This window comes from Xanthomonas sp. DAR 80977 (assembly GCF_041240605.1).
GTDB classification, from domain to species: Bacteria; Pseudomonadota; Gammaproteobacteria; order Xanthomonadales; family Xanthomonadaceae; genus Xanthomonas_A; species Xanthomonas_A bundabergensis.
In genome coordinates this window covers 5,382,966-5,399,566 of sequence record NZ_CP162487.1, presented here as the reverse complement: position 1 = coordinate 5,399,566, position 16,601 = coordinate 5,382,966, and the positions used below count along the sequence as shown (strand labels likewise).

10 protein-coding genes are annotated in these 16,601 nt (G+C 70.1%); 5 read left to right on the top strand and 5 right to left on the bottom strand.

All coding sequences use genetic code 11. The annotated features are described in order from the left end of the window. Positions 1-71: 71 nt before the first annotated feature. From AB3X10_RS22900 to AB3X10_RS22890, 3 genes are all read left to right on the top strand, one after another. Complete coding sequence (locus tag AB3X10_RS22900; RefSeq protein WP_369977831.1) at positions 72-701, top strand: hypothetical protein; 630 nt, start codon at positions 72-74, stop codon at positions 699-701. A gap of 11 nt (positions 702-712) precedes the next feature. Then, entirely contained in the window at positions 713-2,050 is a 1,338-nt protein-coding gene (locus AB3X10_RS22895; protein ID WP_369977829.1) for an XVIPCD domain-containing protein, read from the top strand. A gap of 286 nt (positions 2,051-2,336) precedes the next feature. Continuing rightward, complete coding sequence (locus AB3X10_RS22890; protein ID WP_369981974.1) at positions 2,337-3,500, top strand: serine hydrolase domain-containing protein; 1,164 nt, start codon at positions 2,337-2,339, stop codon at positions 3,498-3,500. Positions 3,501-3,584: 84 nt separating this feature from the next. Here the strand turns inward: AB3X10_RS22890 and AB3X10_RS22885 are convergent, their stop codons facing one another. The 5 genes from AB3X10_RS22885 to AB3X10_RS22865 all read right to left on the bottom strand — a co-directional run bounded on the left by AB3X10_RS22885 (position 3,585) and on the right by AB3X10_RS22865 (position 11,507). After that, entirely contained in the window at positions 3,585-4,778 is a 1,194-nt protein-coding gene (locus AB3X10_RS22885; protein ID WP_369977828.1) for an endo-1,4-beta-xylanase, read from the bottom strand. A 95-nt stretch (positions 4,779-4,873) separates the two neighbouring features. After that, a complete protein-coding gene (gene galB, locus AB3X10_RS22880) occupies positions 4,874-7,615 on the bottom strand; it encodes a beta-galactosidase GalB (protein ID WP_369977826.1) in 2,742 nt (913 codons plus the stop codon). Between the two features lie 62 nt (positions 7,616-7,677). Next, entirely contained in the window at positions 7,678-9,102 is a 1,425-nt protein-coding gene (uxaC, locus tag AB3X10_RS22875; RefSeq protein ID WP_369977824.1) for a glucuronate isomerase, read from the bottom strand. 45 nt (positions 9,103-9,147) lie between these two features. Continuing rightward, positions 9,148-10,122: an endo-1,4-beta-xylanase gene (locus AB3X10_RS22870; protein WP_369977823.1), complete on the bottom strand. Its 975-nt coding sequence runs from the start codon at positions 10,120-10,122 to the stop codon at positions 9,148-9,150. A 77-nt stretch (positions 10,123-10,199) separates the two neighbouring features. Beyond that, positions 10,200-11,507, bottom strand: coding sequence for an MFS transporter (locus tag AB3X10_RS22865; RefSeq protein ID WP_369977821.1), 1,308 nt, complete (start codon positions 11,505-11,507; stop codon positions 10,200-10,202). Between the two features lie 553 nt (positions 11,508-12,060). On the opposite strand from AB3X10_RS22865, the gene AB3X10_RS22860 reads away from it, so the two are divergent. Both AB3X10_RS22860 and AB3X10_RS22855 read left to right on the top strand, forming a co-directional pair. Beyond that, the gene (locus AB3X10_RS22860) at positions 12,061-14,940 is read left to right on the top strand and encodes a TonB-dependent receptor (RefSeq protein WP_369981972.1); all 2,880 of its coding nucleotides are present in this window, start codon (positions 12,061-12,063) and stop codon (positions 14,938-14,940) included. Positions 14,941-15,099: 159 nt separating this feature from the next. Continuing rightward, positions 15,100-16,584: an MFS transporter gene (locus AB3X10_RS22855; protein WP_369977820.1), complete on the top strand. Its 1,485-nt coding sequence runs from the start codon at positions 15,100-15,102 to the stop codon at positions 16,582-16,584. Positions 16,585-16,601: the final 17 nt, after the last annotated feature.

Genomic DNA, 16,601 nt, shown 5'->3' with positions numbered 1-16,601 from the left:
GATGGCTACAATCGCCGCCAACATGCCTGGCCGCGGCGACGCGCGCCGGGCGTTCAAAGGAGAGGCGCATCATGGACTCTGTTTCCCCCAGCGGCATCCGCCCGGCGTCGCCGCGCGCCGGCCGCCGGCTTGCCCAGCGCGGCGCCGCGCTGCTGGCGGCGGCGCTGCTGTCCGCCTGCGCCGGTGCGCAACCCCAACCCCCATCGATTCCCAGCACAAAGGAGCGGGCCATGTCGGAGATGACGCCAGAGCAACTGGCACAAGGCGTAGTGCGGCTGATCCTGGCGATCGGCGGCAAGCAGGACCTCACCCCGGCGCAGATCGCCGCGCATGCGGGCCTGCACGTGGACGCCGACGACACGGCGCATGCGTTCAGCGCGTCCGCTCCTGTGGCCGGCGGCGGCCGCTATTCGCTGGAATCGGTCGCCGATGCCGATGGGCTGCCGCCGTCGCGGCTGGATTTCGCGTTCGCGCCGGCCTCCGCCGCGCCAGCGCGCTGCACCCAGCCGCTCGGCGTCTACAGGCAGGCGCTGACCGAGGCCGGTTTCGCCGCGCAGTGGATCTCGCCGCCGCGCCCGGGCAGCGCGGGTCGCTGGCACTTCGAGCGCGGCGCCGTGGTGGTGTACGCGTTCGTCGGCAACGCCGAGGAGCATGACGCGCAGGCTTGCGTATCGGCACTGCAGATCCTGGCCACCGCATAAGGAGATGGGTGATGGCGAACGACGATGACCTGAAGAAAATGCTGGACACGTTCGAAGCGGCGCACGCCAAGGAAGGCCAGGCGCTGCGCAAGATGCTGGACAACACGCCCGAGCTCAAGGCGCGGGTGGAGCAGGCGATCGAGCAGAAGCAGCTGTCCGGCTTCGCGCCGCATCCGCGCGACGGTGGCGGTTCCTACAACACGGAAACCGGCAGGATCCAGTTGCCGATGGACGTGCTGCGCACCGCGAAGATGGATGCGCCGCGCGACGATTCGGCCAATACCGCGCGGATCATCCTCGGCCACGAGATCGGCCATGCGATCAACAAGACGGCGATCGAAAAATCCGACGACGCGTTCAAGGACAAGATCGACCAGATCGCCAAGTCGCCCTCGCCGCACGACTACACCGAGGTGCTGAAGGCGCACGGCGCCGAGCAGCGCACGCGCGAGTCCAAGGACGAGATCGCCGGGGTCAACACGCTGGCCGACTACGTCAAGCACAGCAATCCGAAGGCAACGCTGAAGGACCTGTACAACGCCAGCACGGAGATGGCCAGCTACATCGACAAGACTGGCGAGGGCGCCAAGGCGACCTACAAGGCCAAGGACGGGCTGACCTTCGGCAGCGACCTGAAGATCGACGCCAATTCGCCGAAGAACGTCGAGGCGATGGGCAAGCTGTTCTACGACGCGCGCGGCTACCCGCAGAACTACGGCGCGCGCGACCTGGGCCTGGTCGCCGAGGCCGAGGACGCCGCGCAGTTGCGCGATCCCAAGCGCGTGCAGCCGGAAGTGCGCGCCGACCTGAAGGCGTTGGGCATCGACCAGGGCAAGGTGCCGCCGTCGTGGATCCCGAACGGCTTCCGCGATACCGGTGCGACCCTGCCGGCGCCGCGCGCCGCTGCGCCCGCGGCCGAGCCCACCGGCGCGGACCGGGCCTTGCACGACAAGGTGCGCAGCGGCGTGGCCCAGGCCGAGCAGGCGCTGGGCAAGGGCTGGGACGACAACAGCGAACGCATGACCGCCAGCCTGACCCTGCTGGCCAGGCAGAGTGGCTTCAACGAGCGCGACCAGCTGTCGGTAGGCTTCAATAAGCCCACGGCCACGCACCAGGGCGGCGAGCTGGCGTTCGTGTATCGCGACGGCGCCACGGCGTCGCCCGATCCCTACGCCAATCGCGCACAGATGCCGACCAGCGAGGCGATCGCGCGGCCGGCGCAGGAGACCTACCAGCAGCTGCAGGAGCAGACCGCGCAGCAGGCGCAGACCCAGCGCACGGTGCAGGCCCAGGAGCAGGCCACGCAGGCGCAGACCCAGGCCACCTCGCCGCCGGTGCTGACGCGCTGAGCCGGGGCCGGCGCTGCGCATCGCTGCCGGCGCCGCCCATCGCAGCGCTGCGCCCGGCAGGAGCCGCCGCCGCGGTGCGGCTCCTGCCGTTGTCCGGTCCGCCTCGACAAACGGCACCGTGTCGCCAGCCGTTCCCTTATCCCGGGACCATGGACCGTGCGTCGGCTGCCTGCGCTGCGGGCCGCAGACATAGCCCGCTAGTCACCCTGACTTAATGGCGCTGTCGCGCGGCACATGCCGCCCTATCGTGCAGCCATCACGAACGAGGGAGGGAGAGGTCATGCGCATGCGTCGCTATGCCGCTGTTTTGCTGGCCGTGTGGCCCTTGCTCGCGCTGGCATCGGATCCGCATCCGACGCGGTTGCCCAATGCCCGCGCGCTGGATGCGGAAGTGGCCCGGGCGCTGGCCGCCACGCATGCCAATGGCATCGCGCTGGCGGTGATCGACCAGGGGCGGATCGTGCATGTGCGCGCCTATGGCAAGCGCAATGCCGCCGGCGATCCATTGCGGCCGGACACCGTGATGTATGGCGCATCGCTGACCAAGATGGCGTTCGCCTACATGGTGATGCAACTGGTCGAGCAGGGCGTGCTGGACCTGGATCGCCCGATCGCCGACTACCTGGACAGGCCGCTTCCCGACTACCCCGCCGATCCCAGGTACGGGCCATGGGCGGACCTCGCCGGCGACCCGCGCTGGCGCACGCTGACCGCGCGCATGTTGCTCACCCACAGCGCGGGCTTCGCCAATTTCGCGTTCGTGGAGGCGGACGGCAAGTTGCGCTTCCATTTCGCTCCGGGCAGCCGCTACGCCTATTCCGGCGAAGGCATGATCCTGCTGCAGTTCGTGCTCGAGCGCGGCCTGGGCCTGGATGTGGGCCAGGAAATGCAGCGCCGCGTGTTCGACCGGTTCGGCATGCAGCGCACCAGCATGACCTGGCGGCCGGACTTCGCGGCCAACCTGGCCGATGGATGGACCGCGGACGGCAGCGTGGAAGCGCACGATCCGCGCAGCAAGGTGCGCGCGGCCGGCTCGATGGACACGACGATCGCCGACATGGCCAGGTTCGCCGCAGGCTATCTCGCGGGCAAGGGGCTTTCGCCGCGGAGCGCGTCGGCGCTGACCGCGCCGCAGCTGGCGATCACCACCGCGTCGCAGTTTCCGACGCTGCAGGACGAGCTGCCGCCCGAGCGCCGGCGCGCCGACCTCGCCGCCGGCCTTGGCGTGGTGGCGTTCCGCGGACCGCAAGGCGCCGCGTTCCTGAAAGGCGGGCACGACGAGAGCACCGGCAATCTGCTGGTCTGCGCCCGGCGCTACCAGCGCTGCGTGGTCATCCTGTCGAACGATGTGCGCGCCGAGCGCGCGTTCCCGGCCCTGGTCGACTTCGCGATGGGCAAGACCGCTGCGCCGTGGACGTGGGAGTACGGCGACATGCAGTTCGTCCGCTGACCTGCGTCCGCCGATTGCCGATCGCCGGTGGCCGGTGGCCGGTGGCCGAAGGCGCGCGGTGTCCGGCGCGCGCCGGACACCGCGCTAGCGCGCCTGCGCCGGCACCGCCAGCACCGCGTCGAAGGCGGGCTTGGGCTGGCGCTGGCGATCGAACAGCAGCGGATAGTTGCGGCGCCCGGGCACCGGGTAGTCGTTCTTCCACGACATGCCGTCGTCCACCCCCCACACGCTGACCCGCGCCAGCGTGTCGCGCTTGCGCCAGAACAGTTGGAACAGTTCGGCGTAGCGATCGCGCAGCTGCGCCTGCACGTCCGCCGGCAGGCCGTCACGATACGGGTCGAGGAAGCGCTTGAACTCGGGCAGCTGGAACTGCTCGTGCGCCATGACCGTGCCGATCACCTGGCCTTCCTTGGTCAGCGGCAGCACGTCCACGTCCAGTTCGGTGATCATCACCTTGACCCCGAGCGCGGCGTAGGCGTCGATCGCCGCCTCGATGTCGTGCAGGCTGGGATAGTCCAGGCCCCAGTGGCCCTGCATGCCGACGCCGTCGATGCGGATGCCGGCGCGTTGCAGCATCTTCACCATGCGCACGATGCCGTCGCGCTTTTCCGGGCGCCAGGCGTTGAAGTCGTTGTAGTACAGCTGCGCATCCGGCGCGTACCGGGCGGCGAAGCGGAACGCCTGCCGCACCAGTTCGTCGCCGTCGCCGACGCGTTCCACCCACTTGGTCTTGCGGTAGCTGCCGTCCTCGTCGATCACCTCGTTGACCACGTCCCAGGCCTGCACCTTGCCGGCGTAGCGCCCGGCCACCGCCTGGATGTGCGCGCGCATGCGTTCGATCTGCGCGTCGCGGCCGTTGGGCCTGCCCTGCGCGTCGACGAAGAACCAGTCCGGGGTCTGGTTGTGCCAGACCAGGGTATGGCCGACCACGAACATGCCGTGGCGGCGGCCGTAGTCGACGAAGGCATCGGCGGCGGCGAAGTCGAAGACGCCGGGGCGCGGATTGACCACTTCGGCCTTCATCGCGTTCTCGGCGGTGATCGCGTTGAACTGCCGCGGCACCAGCGCGGCGGAGGCGGCGTCCTTGCCGGAGACGATATCGGCATTGACCGCGGTGCCGATCAGGAACGCGCCGGCGTAGGCGTCCTTGAGGCTGGCGGCGGGCGTTGCGGCCGACGTGTTCGACGCCGTGGCAGGGTCGGCGGCCAGCGCCGACGCGGTGCCGAACAGGCAGGCCAGCAGCAGGGCCGGGACGAGCGTCTTGCGCAGTGCGGGCATGGCGGTGGTCCTTGGTCGAGCGTGGGTGTCACGCGCATGCGTGGTCCGCGCGCAGCGGCGTGCAGGCGGCGCATGCGTGCCGACAGGCGCGTCGCTCATGGCTGTACCCGCACCTGCGCGCGCGCGGCCTGCAGCGTGTCCGACGCGACATGCAACGTGATGGTGCCGGTCTTGCCCGGCAGCGCGCGCACGATCGCCAAGGCCAGGCCGTTGAAGGCGTTGCGCTCGTGCGCGGCGAACGACTCCAGGTCGGTGGGATCGCCGTTGTCGATGGCGACCAGCTCGCCCGGGCCGTCGACCCGGAAACGCAGCCGGTCGCCGGCGGTCGGTGCGGGATTGCCGTCGCGGTCGAGCAGGCGCACGCTCACGAAGGCCAGGTCGCGGCCGTCGCCGCGGATCGTGGCGCGGTCCGGCGTGGCCTGCAGGCGCGCCGCCGGCCCGGCGGTGCGCACGCGCTCGCTGGCCCACGGCTTGCCGTCCTTGTAGGCCTGCACGCGCAGCTCGCCCGGCGCATAGAGCACCTCGTCCCAGCGCAGCCGGTACTGCAGCGGCGCCTTCTTCCTGCGCCCCTGCGAGACGCCGTTGACGAACAGCTCGGCCTCGTCGCCGGAGGTGAACACGTGCACCGGCGTGACCTGTCCCTCGCGGCCGGGCCAGGTCCAGTGCGGCAGCAGGTGCGCGATCGGCAATTCGGGGCGCCAGCGCGCCTGGTAAAGCCAGTAGCGGTCCTTGGGAAAGCCGGCCAGGTCGAAGATGCCCGAGTAGGAACTGCGCGAGGAATAGTACGGCGTCGGTTCGCCCAGATAGTCGAAGCCGGTCCACACGAATTCGCCGGCGACGAACGGATGCGTGTCGAGCGAGGCGAACACCTTGTCGGCGCTGGCCCCGAAATCCACCGCGTGCAGCTCGTAGGCGCTGACCTGGTGCGCCAGCGGATCGCCGCCGCGGCCGTCGCGCACCGGTGCGCTGCTGTCCGCGGTCACCGGGAACAGGTACACGCCGCGGCTGCTCAGCGCCGAGGCGGTCTCGCTGCTGAAGATCGGCTTGTCCGGGAAGCGGGCGTGGAACAGCGGGTATTGCGGCGGCTTGCGGATGCGCTCGGTGCCGGCGAACTCGGGCGCGTCGCGGATGCCTTCGCCCTGGTAGTTGAGGCCGATGACGTCCAGCGCCGCGGGCAACGGCATGTCCGGCGCGGCGTAGTTCATCGCCGCGGTGGCCAGGCGGGTGGGGTCTTCCTCGTGCACGATGGCCTGCAGGCGTCGCGCGATGGCGGCGCCGGCCTCGCCCGTGTACTGCTCGCCGACCTCGTTGCCCACGCTCCACAGGATCACCGACGGGTGGTTGCGATCGCGGCGCAGCAGCGCGCGCAGGTCCGGCTCGTGCCAGTCGGCGAACAGCAGGTGGAAATCCAGCGGGGTCTTCTTCATTTCCCAGCTGTCGAAGAGTTCGTCGACCACCAGCAGGCCCATGCGGTCGGTCAGCTCCAGCAGTTCCGGCGCCGGCGGGTTGTGGCTCATGCGGATCGCGTTGGCGCCCATGCCCTGCAGCAACTGCAGCTGGCGCTCGGCGGCGCGCGGGTTGAACGCGGCGCCGAGCGCGCCGAGGTCGTGGTGGTTGTTGACGCCGCGGATCGGCACGTGTTCGCCATTGACCAGCAGGCCGCGGTCCGCATCCCAGCGCAGCGTGCGCACGCCGAACGGCGTCTCGTAGCGATCGATCACGCGCCCGTCCTGCGTCACCTCGGTGACCGCGACGTAGCGGTGCGGCCGCTGCGTCGGCGGCGGGCCCCACAACCGCGGCTTGGCGATGCGCGTGATGCCCTCGAGCGTGACGCTGGCGCCGGCGGCGATGCGCGTCTCGACCGCGGCGATCCGTGCCACGGCCGCGCCGTGCCGGCGGCCGACGGCGTCCAGCGCATAGATCGCGGTGCCCACCTGCACCTGTGCCGCATCGCCGCCGCTGTTGTCCAGGGTCACCGCCAGGCGCACCGTCGCCGCCTGCGCCGACACCTGCGGCGTGCCGACCTGCGTGCCCCACTGGCCGACATGCACCGGCGCGGTCTTGCTCAGCCACACGCTGCGGTACAGGCCGCCGCCGGGATACCAGCGCGCCGACTCGGGCGGGTTGTCCAGGCGGATCGCCAGTTGGTTGCTGGCGCCGAACACCAGGTACGGGGTCAGGTCCACGCGCCAGGAGCTGTAGCCGTATGGCCAGCCGCCGACCAGGCGGCCGTTGAGCCACACCGTGGCGTAGGACATCGCGCCGTCGATGTCGAGGAACACCGCGCGGCCGCGGTCGCTGGCGGGAATGTCCAGGCGCTTGCGGTACCAGCCCACGCCCCAGCTCGGCAGCCGGCCCATGCCGCCGTACGGGCCGTCCTTCAGGAACGGGCCGGCGATGGCCCAGTCGTGCGGCAGGTCCACGCGGGTCCAGGCGCTGTCGTCGAACTCGGCGTGTACGAAGGCCACGTCGCTGCCCGGGTCGCCGGGCGGGCGCGGGTGGCGCCGCGCCGGGTCGGCGATGAAGGCGTTGCCGGTGGGCAGGATCCACGGCTTGAGCACCGGCCGGGTGCGCGGCGCGGGACGGTCGGCGGCGTCGGGGCGCGCATCGGCGACCTTGCCGTCGGCGCTGCGTTCGATGTCCGGGCGTACGTCGTAGTCCAGTGTGTCGCCGACGCCGGGCGCGTCGCCGCGATGGAAGCGCCAATCGGCATCCAGCGACAGCCGTTCGCGCGGGGATGGCTGCGTTTGCGCCGGCGCTGCGGCGACGCTGCCTGCGGCGAGCAAGGCCAACGCCAGCAGCGGCGCCAGCGCGCGCTGCAGCGCGCGCCTGGGCATCGTCACCGCCAGGCCCGCACGTCCGCACGCGGGCGCGGGAGCAGCGCAGATCGCACCCGTCGTCACAGCCGGTAGGCCTGCTTCGGCAACCGATAGGCCAGGTCGCGCGCGACTTCCGCCGCCTCGTCCTCGTCGAGGCGGTGTTCGGCCACCAGCTTGGCCAGGAACGCGCAATCGACGCGGCGGGCCACGTCGTGCCGCGCCGGGATCGACAGGAACGCGCGGGTGTCGTCGTTGAAGCCGACCGTGTTGTAGAAGCCGGCGCTGCTCAGGGTCTGCTCGCGGAAACGCCACATGCCTTCGGGCGCATCGTGGAACCACCACGCCGGGCCGAGCAGCAGCGCCGGATAGTGCCCGGCCAGCGGCGCCAACTCGCGCGCGTAGGTGCTCTCGTCCAGGGTGAACAGGATCAGGGTGAAGCCGGGCGTGTTGCCGAAGCGGTCCAGCAGCGGCTTGAGCGCGTGCACGTAGTCGGTGCGCAGCGGCAGGTCGGCGCCCTTGTCGCGGCCGTAGCGCGCGAACAGCACGCGGTTGTGGTTGCGGAAGCAGCCCGGATGCAGCTGCATCACCAGGCCGTCGTCCACGCTCATCGCCGCCATCTCGGTCAGCATCTGCGCGCGGAACAGTTCCGCGTCCGCGGCGCTGGCGCCGCCGCCGCGCACGCGCGCGAACAGCCGCGCCGCCTCGGCCGCGGGCAGGTCGGCGGTGGCCGCGCTGGGGTGGCCGTGGTCGGTGGAGGTGGCGCCCATCTGCGCGAAGAACGCGCGCCGCTGGCGGTGCGCGCGCAGGTAACCGTCCCAGGCGTACACGTCCTCGCCGGTCAGCTCGCCGAAGCGGCGCAGCGCGTCGGGGAACTGCTCGTGTTCCGGGTCGATCACCGCGTCGGGACGGTAGGCGGTGAGCACCCGCCCACCCCAGCCGCTGGCGCGGATCGTGGCGTGGTGCTGCAGCGGATCCAGCGGCGATTCGGTGGTGGCGATCACCTCGATGCCGAAGCGGTCGAACAGCGCGCGCGGCCGGAACGCCGGGGTCTGCAGCGCCTCGCCGATGCGGTCGTAGTACAGGTCGGCGCTGGCCGCGTCCAGGCGCACGCGCAGGCCGAACACCTCGTGGAAGACGTGATTCAGCCACAGCGCCGACGGCGTGCCGCGCAGCAGCTGGAAGCGCTCGGCGAACACGCGCCAGGCCGCACGCGGGTCCACCGCGGCGCGGCTGCCGTCGGCGCGCGGGATGCCGAGCGCGTCCAGGTCCACGCCCTGGCTGTAGAGCATGCGGAACACGTAGTGGTCGGGCACCAGCAACAGTTCGGTGGCGTTGGCGAACGGCGCATCCGTGGCGAACCAGGCCGGGTCGGTATGCCCGTGCGGGCTGACGATGGGCAGCGCGGCGACCTGCGCGTACAGGCGGCGCGCGATCGCGCGCGTGCCCGGTTCCGGCGGCAGCAGGCGGTCGGGATGCAGGGACAGGGCGGGGGAGGGCTGGGTCATGATCGGGGTGCGGGTAGGGAGTGATGGTCGATACAGGCGGATGGGTTACGGCTTGCCGGCCACGTAGCCGCGCAGCCAGGCCAGTGCCGGACGCTCGCTGCCGTCGTCGCGGATCAGGTAGGCGCCTTCCTTGTCGCGCCACAGGCCGCGGCGGACGCCCCACAGGGTCACGCCGCGTACCGCGGGGTGCTCCCAGAACAGCGGGAACACGCGCTGGTAGTCGGCCAGCTGCTGCGCGTCGCTGAGCCCGTCCAGGTCGAATTCGGTGACGTAGATCGGCAGGCCGGTCGCGGCCAGCGTATCGAGGTTGGCGCGGTGCACGGCCATCGGCACGTCGGGCCTGGTCTCGAACGCATGTTCCTGCACGCCGATCGCATCGATCAACCGCTCGCGCTGCAGCAGCTGGACGATCTGCAGGTAGCGGCGCGTGTTGTCGGCATTGTTGGTGATGTTGTAGTCGTTGATCATCAGCCTGGCATGCGGAAACTGCCGGCGCGCCAGGCGGAACGATTGCAGCACCCACTCCCAGCCGCTGGCGCCGTCGCCGCCCAGCGCCTGCAGATAGTTGCCGCCACCGCTGTCGTCCTTGCTGGGCGGATCGTTGAGCGGTTCGTTGACCACTTCCAGCAGATCGATGTCCGGATAGCGCTGCGCCACTGCGGCGAACCATTGCTCGATCTCGGCACGTTGCGCGGCCGGCGGCAGCGTCTTGATCCATTCCGGCTGCTGGTTGCCCCATATCAGCACGTGCATCTGGAACGGCAGGCGGTTGTCCTTGGCCACGCGGTAGGCCTGGTCCAGCGCGCTCCAGTCCATGCGGTCGCGCACCGCCTCCACGCTGCCCCACTTGCCGGCGTTCTCGGGCGTGAGCTTGTTCCAGTCGCGCAGGAAATCCTGCGCCTGCTGCGGGCCGTAGGCGTTGCCGAGGAACTTCTGCTTGCCGGCGGCCAGCGGCGCGGCAGGCGTGGCCGCGGCCAGCGTCAGCAGCAGCGCGAGCGAGACCAGCTGTGCTGTCTTCATTGCGGTCCCTCCGATCCGTGTGGCCGTGCGCAGGCATGGCACCGGGACCACCGGCCGCGGCTGCGCGCGCGGCGCCATCATCGCGCATCCTCCTGCAGCCGCGCCGGCTGCAGCCGCGGCGCCAGCCATTGCACCAGCGCCAGCGCCAGCAGGTAGGCCGAGCCGGCCATCAGGAACACCGGCACGTAACTGCCGGTAGCCTCGAGCAGGAAGCCGATGAAGGTGGCGATCAGCATGCCGCCGACCGCGCCGGCGAAGCCGCCGATGCCGACCACGGTGGCCACCGCGTGGCGCGGGAACATGTCCGAGGTCAGGGTGAACAGGTTCGCCGACCAGCCCTGGTGCGCGGCGGTGGCCAGCCCGATCAGGCCCACCGCCAGCCACAGGTTGTCGGCGCGCGCGGCGAACACGATCGGCACCACCGACAGCGCGCAGATCAGCATCGCGGTCTTGCGCGCGCGGTTGACGCTCCAGCCGCGCGCGATGAAGCGCCCGGCCATCCAGCCGCCGGCGATGCTGCCGACGTCGGCGAGCACGAAGATCACGATCAGCGGCGCGCCGAGCTGCAGCAGGCTCAGCCCGTACTCGGCATGCAGGAACTTGGGCAGCCAGAACAGGAAGAACCACCAGATCGGATCGGTGACGAACTTCGCCGCCACGAACGCCCAGGCCTGGCGGTGGCGCAGCACCTGCGCCCAGCTCAGGCGCTGCGCCGGTTCGGGCGGATCGCTGCGGATGTGCGCCAGCTCCGCCGCGCTCAACCGCGGCTGCTGTTCGGGCGCGCGGTAGTTCAGCCACCACACCAGCAGCCAGGTGGCGCTGAGCGCGCCGGTGAACAGGAACGCCGACTGCCAGCCCCAGGCGCTGGCGATCAGCGGCACCAGCAGCGGCGCGACGATGGCGCCGATGTTGGAGCCGGAATTGAAGATGCCGGTGGCCAGCGCGCGCTCGCGCCGCGGGAACCATTCGGCCACGGTCTTGATCGCCGCCGGGAAGTTGCCCGACTCGCCCAGGCCGAGGAAGAAGCGCGCGATCGCGAAGCCGACCACGCTGCTCGCCAGTGCGTGGCTCATCGCGGCCAGGCTCCAGACGCCGATCGCCAGCGCATAGCCGGCGCGCGTGCCGAAGCGGTCGATCACCGCGCCGCTGCACAGCAGGCCCAGCGCGTAGGCGGCCTGGAAGGCGGTGACGATGTAGCCGTATTCGATCTCGTTCCAGCCGATCTGCACCTGCAGGAACGGCGCCAGCACGCCGAGCACCTGGCGGTCGATGTAGTTGATGGTGGTGGCGGCCAGCAGCAGCGCGCAGATGCGCCAGCGCATGCGGCCCAGGCGCGTGCCGCTGTCCGCGCTGTCGGTGCTTGCGGCGTCCGGCGACGGAATCATGCGCGCGGCACCGGCGTTGCGGCAGCGGTATGCGTCCGCCATTGCGGCGGTCGGCGCCGGCCTGCGGCGCCGTGCAGGTGCGGCTGTCGGATATTGCGATGCAGCACGCAATCTGCGCTGTTCCCGGTTCGGTGCATACGCTTCGATCCCCACAGGCCGCGGCGGTCGCCGCCGTTTGGTAGCGCTATCATTAGCACGCCGCCGCGGGCGATCCATCGTGCACAGCAGCACGAAACGCGATGCCGGCACGCGACATGCGCCGCGCATCCGCCGTACCCCGGCGCACGTTTTCCGCAATGTATCGATGCATGCCGGCGTTATGTTGCCGTGCAGCGTGACAGCCATCTTGGTAGCGCTACCATCCGCGGCCACGGCCCATGACACGGGCGTCGAAGTCGCTGCACGTTTTTCCGTCGCTCGGGCAATTCGTTGGCCGACCGCTCCGCGTGGCATCGCAGAGCCGCAGGTCGCCTGTCTTTTGGGGAGAATCACGGTGAAGAACAGTTACGCGCGCACCACGTTGTCTCATGCATTGGCCACCGCATTGCTCGGCATGGCCGCGGGCAGCGCCTGGGCGCAGACCGCGCCACCGGCAGAGCCGCCCCCGCCGCAGGCCGCCCCCACCCCCGCGCCAGCCGGCGACGATGCGGTGAAGCAGCTGGATACGGTGACCGTCTCCGGCTACCGCCGCAGCATCCAGTTCTCCACCGACGCCAAGCGCGATTCGGTGACCTTCAGCGACACCGTGTTCGCCGAGGACATCGGCAAGTTCCCGGACATGAACATCGCCGAGTCGCTCAACCGCATTCCCGGCGTGCAGCTCTCGCGCGACGTCAATGGCGAAGGACTGAACATCGCCATCCGCGGCCTGGGCACCAGCTTCACCAAGACCACGCTCAACGGCGCCAGCATCGCCACCGCCTCGATCGGCCTCAACGCGCAGAACCAAAACCGCGAGGTCGACCTCAACCTGTTCCCGACCGAGTTCTTCACCCAGCTGACGGTGAGCAAGACCCCGACCGCGAGCATGCTCGAAGGCGGCGTGTCCGGCGTGGTCGACATGCGCAGCGCGCGTCCGTTCGATCGTCCCGGCACGCACCTGACCTACCAGCTGCAGGGCGACTGGAACAGCACCAGCGAGAAGACCACGCCGCGCGGCGCGCTGATGGGCAGCTGGACCAATGAAGCCGGCACCTTCGGCGCGCTGTTCGGCTTGGCCTCGGTGCGCAGCAAGCTCGGCGTGGAAGGCTTCGAGAGCGTGGGCTGGACCAATCCGGGCCTGACCTACGCGCAGTGCGGGCTGACCCCGCCGGCGGGCACCCCGTCGACCAACCAGCCGGCCGCGTGCAACGCCAACGGCGGCGGCAACTGGCGCATCCCCGACAGCGTGCCGGTCACCGCCGGCGCCGGGCTCACCCCCGGGCAGCGCATCGACGCCGCCTGGCTGCTGGCGCACAACCCCGGCCTGAGCATCGAGCAGATCAGCGACGCGCTGATCCCGCGCCTGGGCCGCCGCGTGCAGATGCAGGGCGACCGCGACCGCGACGCGTCGGTGATGTCGCTGGAATGGCGCCCCAGCGACAGCGCGCACTTCTACCTGGATACGCTGTTCTCCAAGGCCAAGCGCACCACCGAACGCACCAGCATGAATCTGATCGGGCGCAACGGCAACATGATCCCCTTGGACATGCAGCTGGACGACAACAACGTCGTCACCGATGCCACCTTCACCAACGCGCAGTACTTCCTGGAAGCGCGGCCGTACCGCGAACAGGTCAAGTTCTGGAGCGTCAATCCCGGCGCCGAGCTGCTGTTCGGCGCGAACCAGGACATCAAGCTCAACGTGCAGGCCAATGCCACGCGCAGCTGGCTGTACCGGCAGTCGCCGAGCATCCTGGTGACCTCGCCGTTCACCACCGTCGATTACAGCAACAGCGGCGGCGACCAGCCCTCGATCGACAGCCCGCTGGACCTCAACGATCCGAACCTGGGCTGGAGCTGGACCGGCGGCCGCCTCAACATCAGCAACGAGAAGCGCCAGACCGAGACCCGCGGCGCGCGCGCCGACCTGCAGTTCGGCGAGGACAAGCGCAACGTCAAGGTCGGCGTCGCCTACGACCAGGCCGAGCGGCACATCCGCGGCTTCGACAACAGCGCCGCGTGGGAAACCCTGGTGTGCCGCGGCGGCGGCACCACCTGCACCGGCGGCGCCGGTTCGCTGATCCCGCAGTCGGCGCTGGCGTCGTATCTCAAGCCCGGCCCCGGCGGCTTCATCACCGTGGACTTCGACCGCTTCCTGCGCGACAGCGGCTACTACGGCCTGAGCGACAGCGCGCCGGAGACCAACGCCGCCAACACCGGCGCCTCCACCGGCGGCATCCTGGAGAAGAACTGGGGCTTCTACGTCGAGGCCAACGGCGAGACCGACGTGTGGAACCGGTCGATGCGCTTCAACGCGGGCGTGCGCTACGTGACCACCGACCAGACCATCAGCGGCCCGGTCACCATCGGCGGGGTGCGCCGCTACCAGGTGCTGAACTCGGACTACAACGAACTGCTGCCCTCGTTCAACGTGGCCTGGGACGTGGCCGACAGCGTGGTGCTGCGCCTGTCCGGCTCGCGCACGCTGACCCGTCCCGATCCCAGCGCGATGCTGCCCAACACCAACTTCAGCGACCCGTCAGCGCAGACCGCCACCCAGGGCAATTCCAACCTGGCGCCGTACCGCTCCACCAACGTGGACATCGGCGGCGAGTGGTACACCGGCGGCGAAGGCTTCGTCGGCCTGACCCTGTTCGACAAGCGCATCGACGGCTTCACCGTCAACGGCGTACGCCGCATCCCGTTCCTCGACCTGGGCGTGCCCTACAGCGACCTGACCGCGACCCAGCAGGCCGCGATCGACCAGCGCGGCGGGCCGAACGCGGCCACCGTGGACGTGCAGACCCAGGTCAACGCCGACGGCACGCTCAACATCCGCGGCCTGGAAGCGATCTGGGTGCAGCCGCTGGACCGCCTGCTCGACGGCCTGGGCTTCAGCCTCAACTACACCCACGTCAAGCAGGAGTCCGAGGGCGACGGCATCCAGGCGGTGGCGGTGGGCGTGGCGCCGAACCTGTGGAACGGCACCGTGTACTGGGAGAAGAACAATGCCTCGGTGCGCCTGTCCTACGCCTGGAACGACGACATGATCATCTCCGGCGCCAACCAGAACGGCATCCCCGACGCGCGGCTGATGGCCGATGCGCGCGGCCAGCTGGACCTGTCGGCCAGCTACACGCTGGCGTGGATCCGGTCGGCGCCGCAGATCACCCTCAACGTCACCAACCTCACCGACGAACCGCTGCGCACCACCTTCCAGTATCCCAACGCCACCTACGACCTGTACAAGCCTGGACGCACCATCATGCTCGGCATCCGCGGCTCGTTCTGATCCTGCCTGCCGGATGCGAGGCTCCCGCCATGCGGGGCCACCGCGTCCGGCACGCAGGCGCGCCCTCACCGGCACCCGTTCCGCCTTCGCCGTACCCTCTTCCTCCGGCCCCTCTCCCGGCGCAGAGGGCAGCACGTTCCTCCCGCGACTCCCAGGCCCATGACCAGCACGCACCGCCTCCCGCTCAGCGAAAAGATCGGCTACAGCCTGGGCGACCTGGCCGCCAACCTGATCTTCCAGACCCTGATCACGTTCCTGGCGTTCTTCTACACCGACATCTACCGCATTCCGGCCGGCACCGCGGCCACGCTGATCTCGGTGGTCGGCCTGTTCGGCGCGCTGGTGTTCACCCCGCTGGTGGGCGTGCTCGCCGACCGCACGCGCACGCGCTGGGGCAAGTTCCGGCCGTGGATCCTGTGGACCGCGCTGCCGTTCGGCGCGATCTCGCTGCTCGCCTTCAGCACCCCGGCGTTGGGCGAGCAGGGCAAGGTGATCTACGCGTTCGCCACCTACACCCTGCTGGTGTTGATCTACGTCGCCAACAACCTGCCGTATTCGGCGCTCAGCGGCGTGCTCACCGGCAGCATGGAGCAGCGCAACAGCCTGTCGGCGTACCGCTTCTTCGCGGTCACCATCGCCCAGTTCGTGATCCAGGTGCTGCTGCTGCCGCTGGTGCTGATCCTCGGCAACGGCGACAAGGCGCAGGGCTTCCAGCGCACCATGGCGCTGTTCGCGGTGGTCGGCACGCTGTGCTTCCTGATCACCTTCCTCACCACCCGCGAGCGGGTGCTGCCGATCGCCGCCGAACCGTCCAGCGTGCGCAAGGACCTGGGCGACCTGGTGCGCAACAAGCCGTGGCTGGTGATGCTGGCCCTGACCATCCTGGTGTTCGTCAACCTGGCGATGAAGGGCGGCATGTACGTGTACTACTTCAAGTACTACCTGGATGCGCAGGCGCTGGCCGGCTTCCTCGACCAGGCCGGGTTCAACGGCTTCATCGCCGGCATCAACGGGCTGCTCGCCAGCGCCGGGCTGGCCGCGCTGCACTGGCCGCAGGATGCGCCGACCTCGGCCTTCAGCGTGTTCAGCGCCGGCGGCATCCTGGCGATGATCGTCGGCATCGGCTGCTCCAAGCGCCTGGCCGACCGCTACGGCAAGCGCAACGTGTTCGGCGCGGCGCTGCTGGTGTCCACGCTGTTCCTGCTGGCGTTCGCGGTCTATCCGCCGCAGGCGATCGGCCTGGTGTTCGGCTCCTACGTGCTGCACGGCTTCTTCTACGGCATCACCATCCCGCTGCTGTGGGCGATGATCGCCGACGTCGCCGACTACTCGGAATGGAAGAACCACCGCCGCGCCACGGCGATCATCTTCTCGGCGATGCTGTGCGGGCTGAAGGTCGGCCTGAGCGTCGGCGGCGCGCTGGTCGCCGGCCTGCTCGCCTTCTACGGCTACGACGCCGCGCTGCCGCAGCAGAGCGCCGCGGTGACCGGCGGCATCCGCCTGGCGGTCAGCGTGTACTGCGCGATCCCGTTCCTGCTCGGGGTGGCGCTGCTGTTCCTGTACGAGATCGACAAGCCGCTGGAATCGCGCATCGAGCGCGAGCTGGATGCGCGCCGCCTGCAGGCCGCCGCGCTCGGCGGCTGACGTTTTTCCCCCCACGC